Consider the following 10,201-nt stretch of genomic DNA (forward strand, 5'->3'; position numbering starts at 1 on the left):
GCTCCAGCTTGATCGCCTCGCGTTCCGGCTTGTACAGGGTCTCGCGGCCGGCATCGCGGTCCGGTCGCTTGGCGACCGCCATCAGCGACACCTGGGTGAGGCCGAGATTTGCGAAGATCTCGCGCACGGCGTTGAGCTGGCCGCGGCCGCCGTCGATGATCACGAGGTCGGGCCATTGCGGGAAATCGTCGTCCCTGGCCTTGTTGCTTTCCTTGGAGCCGGCGTCCTCGGGGGGATTGATCAGGCGCTTGAAACGGCGCTCGAGCACCTCGCGCATCATGGCGAAGTCGTCGCCGGGCGTGATCCCTTCCGACTTGATGTTGAACTTGCGGTACTGGTTCTTCACGAAGCCGTCGGGGCCTGCGACGATCATGGCGCCGACCGCATTGGTGCCCTGGATATGGCTGTTGTCGTAGACCTCGATGCGCTTGGGCGAATGCGGCAGGCTCAGCGTTGCGGCCATGGCGTTGAGCAGGCGGCTCTGGGTGGCGGTGTCCGCGAGCTTGCGGCCGAGCGCCTCCCGCGCGTTGGTCAGCGCGTGGGTGACGAGCTCCTTCTTCTCGCCGCGCTTGGGCGCGGTGACCTCGACCTTGCGGCCGGCCTTGATCGAGAGCGCATTGGCGAGCAGCTCGCTCTCCTCGATCTCGTGCGAGAGCAGGATGTTCCTTGGCGGCGGCTTGTCGTCGTAGAACTGCGCGAGGAACGAGCCGAGCACTTCTTCGGGGTTGAAGGTCTTTTCCGCGCGCGGGAAATAGGCTCGGTTGCCCCAGTTCTGGCCGGTGCGGAAGAAGAACACCTCGACGCAGGAGAAGCCGCCCTCCTGGTGGATGGCGAAAACGTCGGCTTCCTCCACCGTGCGCGGATTGATGCCCTGCTGCGACTGGATCGCCGAGAGCGCGGCGAGGCGGTCGCGGTACAGCGCGGCGCGCTCGAATTCGAGCTCACCCGCCGCCTTCTCCATCTCGCCGGCGAGCTCCTGCTTCACCGCATGGCTTTTGCCGGAGAGAAAGTCGCTCGCCTCGCGCACCAGCGTCGAATAGCCGCCGAAATCGATCTCGCGGGTACAGGGACCGGCGCAGCGTCGGATCTGGTGGAGCAGGCAGGGCCGGGTGCGGCTCTCGAAGAAGGAATCGGTGCAGGAGCGGATCAGGAACGCGCGCTGCAGCGCCGTGATGGTGCGGTTGACCGCGCCGGCGGAGGCGAACGGGCCGAAATAGCGCCCGGGGCGGGTCTGCGCACCGCGATGTTTCAGGATCTGCGGCGCCCAATGGTCGCCGGTGATCAGGATATAGGGAAACGACTTGTCGTCGCGCAGCTGCACGTTGAAGCGCGGCCGCAGCTGCTTGATGAGGTTGGCCTCCAGCAGCAGCGCCTCGGTCTCGGTGGTGGTCGAGATGATCTCCACGGTGACGGTGGCCGCGATCATGCGCAGGATGCGGGCCGGCAACGGCGCACTCTGGCGCGCGTAACTGGACAGGCGCTTTTTGACGTTCTTGGCCTTGCCGACATAGAGCACGTCGGCATTGGCGTTGAGCATGCGGTACACGCCGGGCGATGTCGGCGCGAGGCGGACCGCGCGCTCGATCGCCTCGTGCCCGGTCGCGAGCGGGCCCTCCCCAACGGCGCCGCTCTCTTCCAGGATATCCGGCAGCAGCGCATCGTCCTCGTCGTCCCCGGCTGCTGCGGGGTCGACGTCGGGCGCGGCCAGCGCTTCGGGCGGCGCATCGCCCGCAGCGGCCGGCGGCGACTTGCGCGCGTGGTCGTCCGGATTGTCGGAGGAATCGTGAACCATGGGGCGAATTTAGGCGCTAGGGGTGCCGATTTGAAGTTCCGGGCAGGCGGCGCGCCCGAGATGGAGGCCAGTTCCCGGTAACACTTCCTTAAGTCTGTTAAGCGCGCGGTAACCCGACTTAACAGCCCTTTAACTTAAAACTCTCGATAAATCCTACGCGAAAGGTTCTTGGTTCCGTAACCAAGCGACGGGGGCCGGCGCGGCGGCGCAGGCATCGCAAGGGTTGCGGCAGTTGCGTTGGAGTGAGTGATGAAGAGGCTCGTTGTGGGCGCAGCCGCGTTGGCTGCTGCCGGCTGGACAGCTTCGGCAAAGGCCGCCGATCTCAGTTACGGGCAGCGGGCGCCCTATACGGTCAACCAGCCGCTCAATGCCTATAGCTGGGCAGGTCCCTATCTCGGCGGCAACATCGGCTATGGATGGGGCTCGGTCGACAACAACCCCACCAAGCCGTCCGGCTTCGTTGGCGGCGTGCAGGCCGGCTACAATTTCCAGAACGGCCCATGGGTGTTCGGTGTCGAGGGCGACATCCAAGCAGCGGGCGCCGACGACACCTTTGCGCCGTGGAAGTTCTCCAATCCGTGGTTCGGCACCCTGCGCGGCCGCGCCGGCTATGCGTTCAACAATGTGCTGTTCTACGGCACCGCCGGTCTCGCCTTCGGCGAACTGCGCGCGCAGACCTTCGGCTGGTCGGAGTCGCACACAACCGCAGGCTGGACCATCGGTGCCGGCGCGGAAGTGGGCCTCGCGCCGAACTGGAGCGCCAAGCTCGAATATCTCTACATCGATCTGTCGACGAGCCAGTTCGCAATCACGGGCGTGTCGAACGGCTACAGCGCCAGCGTTGTCCGCGCAGGCGTGAACTACCGCTTCTGAGATCCAAAGAAGAAAATACCGGACCAGCCTCCCGGCCGCTCGCGGCCGGGATTTTTTTTACGCCAGTTCGCAAGAGCGTTTTCGAGCGAAGTGGACGCCGGTTCGCGTCAAGAAAACGCGTCAAATACGAAAGTCTAGAGCGCCGTTCCGATTCGATCGGAACGGCAGAGGCTCTAGGAGACGATCACCAAATTGACCGCCTTTGGTCCCTTCCCCTTCTTGTCCGGCTCAACCTCGAAAGTAATACGCTGTCCTTCGGCAAGGTCCTTCAGTCCCGCCCGCTCCACCGCGGTGATGTGAACGAAGACATCGCGACCGCCGTCGTCGGGCTTGATGAAGCCGTAGCCGCGCTCGCCGTTGAAGAACTTGACCGTTCCCGTCATGGCCATCGGGAAACTCCCCCTCATTGCTCCTCCGCCGCGACGCAGACTCACGTCACGGCATGACCGGGCCTTACGGAGCCCGGGAGCTGGCCATCCTTGGACGGACCTTATCGGTCCGACGGGATCTTTCTTAGGGCCTTCACTCCGCCGCAACCATTCGCGGAAGCGGAACGTAAAGCCAGTCACGGAAACAGCATAATACGGTTCTTCACAGATTGACTACCGGTACTGCATATTTTTCCCAAGAATGCCGGGCTGTTACAGCGATGGCTTGGGCACTTCCAATCGGAATCTGGCAGCTCCGCCTTGGCCGAGCGGCATCTCCAGTTCGGGAAGGATCGTCTTGAGCTCCCCTTGCAGCGTATAGGGCGGATTGACGATCAGGAGTCCGGTGGAGGTGAGGGCAGCGCTGCCGGCTTGCGGCGCGACGCTGAATTCGAGGCGCAAGCATTTCCCCGGCGGCTTTGCTGCAGCTGCGAGCCGCGCGACCGTTTGAACCAGCGTGTCGGTGGCGCGCCGGCTCTTGGCCGGATACCAGATTACGTAGATACCGGTCGGCCATTTCGCGAAGGCCGCCGAGAACGCTTCGCTCAGCCGCTCGAACTCGTCCTTGGCCTCGAACGGCGGATCGATCAGCACGAGCCCGCGCCGCTCCTTCGGCGGTACGAAGGCCGGTAATGCCACCCAACCGTCGAGATCGACGACACGCGCCTGCTCGTCGCGGCGCAACACGTCGATCAGCGCCTTGCGCGCCTTGGGCTCGAGCTCGCAGGCGACGAGCCGGTCCTGCGGCCTGAGCAGGCCGCGCGCAATCAGCGGTGAGCCCGGATAAGCCCTGAGCTCGCCCTTCGGATTGTAGGCTCGGACAATGTCGAGATAGGGCTTGGTCAGTGCCGCACTCTCATTCGACAGGCGCGCCTGCATCAGCCGTGCGATGCCGGTCAGCCATTCGCCACCGCGGCGTGCCTCCTCGCCCTCGAGATCGTAGAGGCCGGCGCCGGCGTGGGTGTCGATGACGCGGAACGCCGCCGGCTTGTCCTGCAAATAAGTGAGGATGCGCGCCAGCACGATGTGCTTGACGACATCGGTGAAGCTGCCGGCGTGGAAGGCGTGGCGGTAGTTCATGGCGGAGAGTTACGACATCGCGCGATGAAAGCAACTCCCGTGATTCCGGGGCGGTGCGCAGCACCGAACCCCGAATCCATTTCACCGCGGGCTATGCTTGCCAATGGATTCCGGGCTCGCGCTTTGCGCGCCCCGGAATGACGATCTGGGAAAGTTGGCCTCAACCGCCCCTGATCGGCGGCATCGTCACCTGCTCGCGGCGGCAGGCGCGGCGCTCGATCTCGTCGCAGGCGCGGAATTGCAGGTCCTTGCTCAGGCAGATGCGGACCTCGGAGAGCCGCGTCCGGTTGCAGGTGACCGAGACGGCGGCATTGCTGAGGCCGGGATTGGCCTTGACGAAGGCCTCCTCGACCTCCGCCGGCGCGACGGTCTTGGCCTGCGACAGATCGAGATATTCGGCCGGGATCTTGATCGCGGCGCGTGCTTTGCGGATCGTCTCAAAATAGCTCCGGCCCTCGAGGCCCGAGCAGGTGCCGTGCTTGTCCCATTCGTTGAAGATCAGGCCCGTCGCCGGCATCAAATCGAGCATCGAGGAAACGATGTTGCGGTTCAGCCGCGGTGCCGGACGCTGACAATATTCGGGGAAGCCGTTCTCATATTGCGGCCACAGCCCGTGCACCACGAAGGCATAGGGGCGTCCGCCACACTGCATCTGGGAGCGGCCGCCGCGCTCGGCCGCTTCCTCGCAGAACGAGGGCGACCATGAAAGCGCCAGCACATAGAAGTCGAACTCGCCCGGCGCGTTCTGCCGCTTGTCCTGGGCCCTTGCGTCACTGCCGAAGGACGCGAGGCTTGCGGACAGGATCAGCGACAAAGTCAGCGAGATCACGAGGCGGGAGAACGAATGCAATCTGGCATGAAACATGGCGACGCCCCTCAACTAGACTGTGCAGCGAGCCTAGCAGGCGATGAGAACATTTCAAGAACAAAATTCAGGCGCCCGCCGCGTCGCGGGCCGGACCAACCCGAATCAGGGCTTTGCGGCCCGACAGGCCGGATTGTAGGCCCAGTTGCGATCCACGCCGACGACGCACCATTCGACACCGTTGCCGTAGGAGGCAAAGCCGCCATCCTCGATGATCGAGAAATGCACCTTGCGCGGCTTGCCGTCATTGAGCATGGCCTCGCCGCTGCAATAGCGGCGCGGAATGTTGTCGGACTGCCAGGGCCGGAACGCGGTCTCGCGAACGGCGGAGAAGCCGGTGATCTGCAACGAAGAATTCCAGAACGTGGACTCCTTTTCGGCGAACTCATGCACGATCCTCGGCAGGGCCCAGTCGCAAGGAGCAACGGCACCGTCATAACGCGGCCCGCTCAGCCAGAAATTCAGCTCCAGCGGATTGGCGGCCCTGGCCTCGCCGAGCGACAGCGCTCCGAACATGAGGCCGAGCACGGCGGCAAAGCGGAGCGATTTCAGGGAGGAGGCGCGCATGGTCAATCCAGACAGCTAGGTCTTGCGGAGCCCGGACGGTGCCGCGAAGGCCGGGGGAGGTCAAGTGCAGCGCGGCAACACTTCGCCGGGAGTTGACTGCAACGCTGCCGCCAGCAGGGCATCAGTTCTTTTCATGGCGATCACGGCGCCGTAAACTGGCACCAGCCAATTGGAGTAACGGTAATGCGAATCATTGCGGCCGCGGGTCTTCTCGCCAGCCTGGTTGCCTCGGGCCTGACGGCGAGCCAGCCGGCGCGCGCCGATATCGTGCCGCCGTTCAAGGGCAACGACACCGGCGGCATCATCGCCTATTCCATGGCCGCCCAGGTCGATGCCCGCCAGGTCGCGGTCGATCACTGCGCGCGTTATGGCAAGGTCGTGAAATTCCTCGGCGTGCAGGCCTATGAGGGCGGCTACATCTCCTTTTCCTGCCGCTGGGTGCCCTATGGCGCCGCCGAGCGCCCGATCCGCACGCTGTACTGAGGCGTCGTAACCGCACTTGATCTCTGCCGGGAGATTTCCGCATGACGCGCAAACTCGCTTTGCTCGGCTGGACGCTTTGCCTTGCGCTGTCAGCAGGCCGCGCCGGCGCCGACGATTTGCCGGTGCGCAAGGCCGGTCTCTGGGAAATGAAGCTGGTCACATCAGGCTCGCCCGTGCCCGAGATGACCATGCAGCATTGCACCGACGAGACCGTCGACAAGGAGATGAGCAACAACGTCTCCCCGATGGCCAAGCAGATCTGTGCCAAGCAGGAGATCAAGAAGACCGCAACCGGCTATGTCAGCGATTCCGAGTGCAGCGTCGCCGGCGTCAGCACGACCTCGCATGCCGAGATCACCGGAGACTTCAACTCGGCCTACACGGTGAAGACCACGTCGCACGCCAAAGGCGGCGTTGCCGGTACGGCCGGGCGCGACAGCACCACGACGCTGCAAGCCAAGTGGCTCGGGGCCTGCAAGCCGGATCAGAAGCCCGGCGACATCGTCATGCCCGGCGGCTTCAAGATGAACGTGCGCGACATGGACAAGCTGAAGGCGCTGCTGCCGAAGTAGGCCTGCTCGCCGCGCGGACGGTGCGCTCCCTCGCCCCGTTCTTACGGGGAGGAGTTAGAAGGGCTACACCGGTATTCGCACGCTCGCCCGCAATCCGCCCATCGGGCTGTCGCCGAGCGTGATGTCGCCGCCGTGCGAGCGGGCGATGTCGCGGGCGATGGCGAGGCCGAGGCCGGTGCCGCCTTCGTCCTGGTTGCGGGCGTTGTCGAGCCGCAGGAACGGCTTGAACACCTCTTCGCGCAAATGCGGGGGAATGCCGGGCCCGTCGTCGTCGACCGTCACGGTCAAATAACGGTGATCGCGCTGGCCGCTGATGGCGATTTTCTTGCCGTAGCGCGCCGCGTTGGTGACGAGGTTGGCCAGGCACCGCTTGAACGAGGCCGGCTTCACCGTCACCACGGGCAAGCCGTGGAAAGCGACCGTCGCGGTATGGCCGTGGCGCTCGGCGTCGCTGCGCAGCTCCTCGAGCGCCTGCGCCATGTCGGTCGGCTGCGACTGCTCGCCGGTGTCGCCGCGGGCGAAGGCGAGATAGTCCTCCAGCATCATCGACATCTCGTCGACGTCCTTGCGCATGCCGTCGAGCTCGGGGCTGTCGCCGATCAGCGCCAGTTCGAGCTTGAAGCGGGTCAGGATGGTGCGCAAATCGTGGCTGACGCCGGCGAGCATCGCGGTGCGTTGCTCCATCGTGCGCTCGATGCGCGATTTCATTTCCAGGAAGGCGACTGCCGCGCGCCGCACCTCGCGTGCGCCGCGGGGACGGAAGTTCGGGGCCTCGCGGCCCTTGCCGAAACTCTCGGCGGCGTCGGCCAGCCGCAGGATCGGCTTGATCTGGTTGCGCAGGAACAGCACCGCGACGATCAACAGGATCGAGGACGTCCCGACCATCCAGAACAGGAAGATCTCCGAATTGGAGGCATAGGCGGCGCTGCGCTGCGCGAACACGCGCATCACGGCATCGTCGAGCTGGATGCGGATCTCGACGAGGTTGGAGCGGCCGACGGTGTCGATCCAGAATGAGCGGCCGATCTGGCGGCCGAGCTGCACCGACAGGGTCTGGTCGAGCAGCGAGAAGAACGGCTTCGGCCCCGGCGGCGGCATGTCGCCGGCCGGGAGGAAATCGACCACGAGGCCGAGCCGCTGCTGCGCGATGCGGCGGATCTCGTTGCGGTCCTTGTCCTGCGGGTAACCCTTGTAGACGTCGATCAGCGCGGCGATGTCCTGCACCACCGCGGCGGACAACCGGCGCGTCACCGTGTTCCAGTGACGCTCCATAAACACGAAGGCGACGACCGATTGCAGGATCACCATCGGCACGATCATGATGAGGAGCGCACGGGCATAGAGGCCGGTCGGCATCCAGCCCTTGAATGCGTTGCCCATCCAGCCATTGACAGCGGAGACGCGGCCGGCAGCGCTCTTCAGAAGCGTCAGGCCGGTGTCGATCGTGCTCATCTGGCGCGCTTCAATTTTATGGCGAGGCGACCAGCCGGTAGCCGATGCCGCGCACCGCCTGCAGGAACAGCGGATTGGCGGGGTCGGTCTCGATCTTGCGGCGGAGGCGGTTGATCTGCACGTCGACGGCGCGCTCGTTGACACTGCCATTGCCGGTCAGCGCGCTACGCGGCACGGTCTCGCCCGGTGTTTCGGCGAGAATACGCAGCATCTCGCGCTCGCGGTCGGTGAGGTGGATGACCTCCTCGCCCTGGCGCAATTCGCCGCGCTCGAGATGGTAGACGTAGGGACCGAAGGCGATCTTCTCGATCGTCGTGGCCTGCGGCGGCGGGGCGGCGCGCTTGAGGATGTTGTTGATGCGCAGCGCCAGCTCGCGAGGCTCGAACGGTTTTGCCACGTAGTCGTCGGCACCGATCTGCAGGCCCTCGATGCGGGCTTCGGCCTCGTGCCGCGCCGTCAGCATCACGATCGGCACCGAGGAAGAGGTGCGGATGAAGCGGGCGAGATCGAAGCCGGTCTCGCCGGGCATCATCACGTCGAGGATCAGGAGGTCGAAATGCAGGCCCATGAGTTTCGAGCGTGCATCGCCGGCGCTCGCGGCCGTGGTGACGCGATAGCCTTCGGCCGCGAGAAAGCGCGAGAGCAGATCGCGGATGCGGCGGTCGTCGTCGACCAGCAGGAGATGCGGGGCATCGTCGGCCGGTTGCACCGGCGCGCGGGCGAGCGTGGCAGCGAGCGGCACGGTCACTCCTTGGCGTCGTTGTTGACGGAAGCGAAGATCGTCTCGAGCACCTTGTCCGGATCGTCGCGGTCGATCATGGCGCGGAGGAAGCGCTTCACGGTCTCCGCGTCCTGCGGCGCCATCTCGGCGAGTGCCCTGGTGATCCGCGTGGTCTGGAGCCCGGCGAGCTTCTGCACCAGGGCCTCGCCCTTCGGCGTCGCATAGAGCAGGCGCTGGCGGCGGTCGTTGTCGCCGGTCTTCTGCACGATGTAGCCTTCGTCCAGCAGCTGCTTGAGCACGCGGCCGAGCGATTGCTTGGTAATGCGCAGGACGTCGAGCAGGTCGGCGACCTTGAGCCCGGGATAGCGGTAAACGAAGTGCATGACCCGGTGATGGGCGCGGCCGAAGCCGAAAGCCTCCAGCTCCTGGTCGGGATCGCCGACGAAGTCGCGGTAGGCGAAGAACAGCAGCTCGATGATATCCCAGCGCAAATTGCCTCCATCGCCTGCGGCCGGCCGAGGCGTAGCAGCGTCTTGAGCGGCACTTGCGAAATTTATGTCAGGCATATTGACGTATCTTGGGTTCAATGTTACAAAACGATCAACCAGTACGAAATTTTAGATCGTTTCGCACCGGGTGGCATCGTAGCAGGGGCGGCCTGAGAGAGCCGGACAGGCGGCGACGGCCAAAGCAGATCTACCGTGCGATTGTCGAGCGGCATTTCGGCAAAACATACTGGACTTCCGCCTTCCGCAAAAGCATGTCCTGCCCGACATGCTGGCCACGGGAAACCGGCCGTAACAAGGCTGGTGGCGGTCTGCAGAAACAATCAAGCCAGCCGGGCTCCGAAGCGGGGGCAAGGCCGGCGCCAGCAACAGCGCCGCCACCGGCAGCGGGAGGCAAGGACATGAGCATGACATTCGACATCCAGCCCGCATCCAATCCGACGCCCGAGAAGGATCGCGTCGCCAAGCTGGTGGACCCCGGCTTCGGACGGGTCTTCACCGATCACATGGCCATCGTCCGCTACAACCAGGCCAAGGGCGGCTGGTACGAGGCGAAGATCGAGGCGCGGGCCAACTTCCAGCTCGATCCGGCCGGTGCGGTGCTGCACTACGCCCAGGAGATCTTCGAAGGCTTGAAGGCCTACAAGCGCGACGATGGCGGGGTGAACCTGTTCCGCCCCGACGCCAATGCGCGGCGCTTCAAGGACTCGGCCGATCGCATGGCGATGGCGCAGCTGCCCGAAGACGTCTTCATCGAGGCCGTCGAGCAGGTCGTGCGCATCGATCGCGCCTGGATGCCGGGCGGCGAGGGCAGCCTCTACTTGCGTCCCTTCATGATCGCGAGCGAGACCTTCCTCGGCGT

Annotated in this window: 11 protein-coding genes and 1 pseudogene; 4 read left to right on the forward strand and 8 right to left on the reverse strand. The window is 64.9% G+C overall.

All coding sequences use genetic code 11. The annotated features are described in order from the left end of the window. On the reverse strand, positions 1-1,792 hold a 1,792-nt coding region (uvrC, locus tag JHD07_RS18975), incomplete at its 3' end, for an excinuclease ABC subunit UvrC (RefSeq protein ID WP_291624678.1). Positions 1,793-2,041: 249 nt separating this feature from the next. On the opposite strand from uvrC, the gene JHD07_RS18980 reads away from it, so the two are divergent. Beyond that, positions 2,042-2,665, forward strand: coding sequence for an outer membrane protein (locus JHD07_RS18980; RefSeq protein WP_291624679.1), 624 nt, complete (start codon positions 2,042-2,044; stop codon positions 2,663-2,665). 173 nt (positions 2,666-2,838) lie between these two features. Here JHD07_RS18980 and JHD07_RS18985 read toward each other — a convergent pair whose 3' ends face one another. From JHD07_RS18985 to JHD07_RS19000, 4 genes are all read right to left on the reverse strand, one after another. Beyond that, on the reverse strand, positions 2,839-3,054 hold the full coding sequence (locus JHD07_RS18985; protein ID WP_063986700.1) for a cold-shock protein: 216 nt from the start codon (positions 3,052-3,054) through the stop codon (positions 2,839-2,841). 252 nt (positions 3,055-3,306) lie between these two features. Then, positions 3,307-4,173, reverse strand: a complete 867-nt coding sequence (gene rlmJ, locus JHD07_RS18990; RefSeq protein WP_291624680.1) for a 23S rRNA (adenine(2030)-N(6))-methyltransferase RlmJ — start codon at positions 4,171-4,173, stop codon at positions 3,307-3,309. Positions 4,174-4,333: 160 nt separating this feature from the next. After that, on the reverse strand, positions 4,334-5,038 hold the full coding sequence (locus tag JHD07_RS18995; protein WP_291624681.1) for a ribonuclease T2: 705 nt from the start codon (positions 5,036-5,038) through the stop codon (positions 4,334-4,336). Positions 5,039-5,143: 105 nt separating this feature from the next. After that, positions 5,144-5,605 (reverse strand): hypothetical protein, encoded by a 462-nt coding sequence (locus tag JHD07_RS19000; protein ID WP_291624682.1) that lies wholly within the window; start codon positions 5,603-5,605, stop codon positions 5,144-5,146. 183 nt (positions 5,606-5,788) lie between these two features. Between JHD07_RS19000 and JHD07_RS19005 the strand changes: the two genes are divergently transcribed. Beyond that, a complete protein-coding gene (locus JHD07_RS19005) occupies positions 5,789-6,088 on the forward strand; it encodes a hypothetical protein (protein ID WP_291624683.1) in 300 nt (99 codons plus the stop codon). 41 nt (positions 6,089-6,129) lie between these two features. Continuing rightward, positions 6,130-6,660: a DUF3617 family protein gene (locus JHD07_RS19010; protein WP_291624684.1), complete on the forward strand. Its 531-nt coding sequence runs from the start codon at positions 6,130-6,132 to the stop codon at positions 6,658-6,660. 63 nt (positions 6,661-6,723) lie between these two features. Here JHD07_RS19010 and JHD07_RS19015 read toward each other — a convergent pair whose 3' ends face one another. The 3 genes from JHD07_RS19015 to JHD07_RS19025 are packed head-to-tail and all read right to left on the reverse strand — an operon-like array spanning position 6,724 to position 9,399. Further along, positions 6,724-8,112, reverse strand: coding sequence for an ATP-binding protein (locus JHD07_RS19015; protein WP_291624685.1), 1,389 nt, complete (start codon positions 8,110-8,112; stop codon positions 6,724-6,726). A 16-nt stretch (positions 8,113-8,128) separates the two neighbouring features. Continuing rightward, complete coding sequence (locus tag JHD07_RS19020; protein ID WP_291624686.1) at positions 8,129-8,860, reverse strand: response regulator transcription factor; 732 nt, start codon at positions 8,858-8,860, stop codon at positions 8,129-8,131. Then, the gene (locus JHD07_RS19025; protein WP_291624687.1) at positions 8,857-9,399 is read right to left on the reverse strand and encodes a MarR family transcriptional regulator; all 543 of its coding nucleotides are present in this window, start codon (positions 9,397-9,399) and stop codon (positions 8,857-8,859) included. Before JHD07_RS19025 ends, JHD07_RS19020 begins: the two co-directional genes overlap by 4 nt. A 341-nt stretch (positions 9,400-9,740) precedes the next feature. On the opposite strand from JHD07_RS19025, the pseudogene JHD07_RS19030 reads away from it, so the two are divergent. Then, positions 9,741-10,201, forward strand: a pseudogene (locus JHD07_RS19030) (branched chain amino acid aminotransferase); the annotation flags it as partial.

It is taken from the genome of Bradyrhizobium sp., assembly GCF_016462955.1.
Taxonomy (GTDB): Bacteria; Pseudomonadota; Alphaproteobacteria; order Rhizobiales; family Xanthobacteraceae; genus Bradyrhizobium.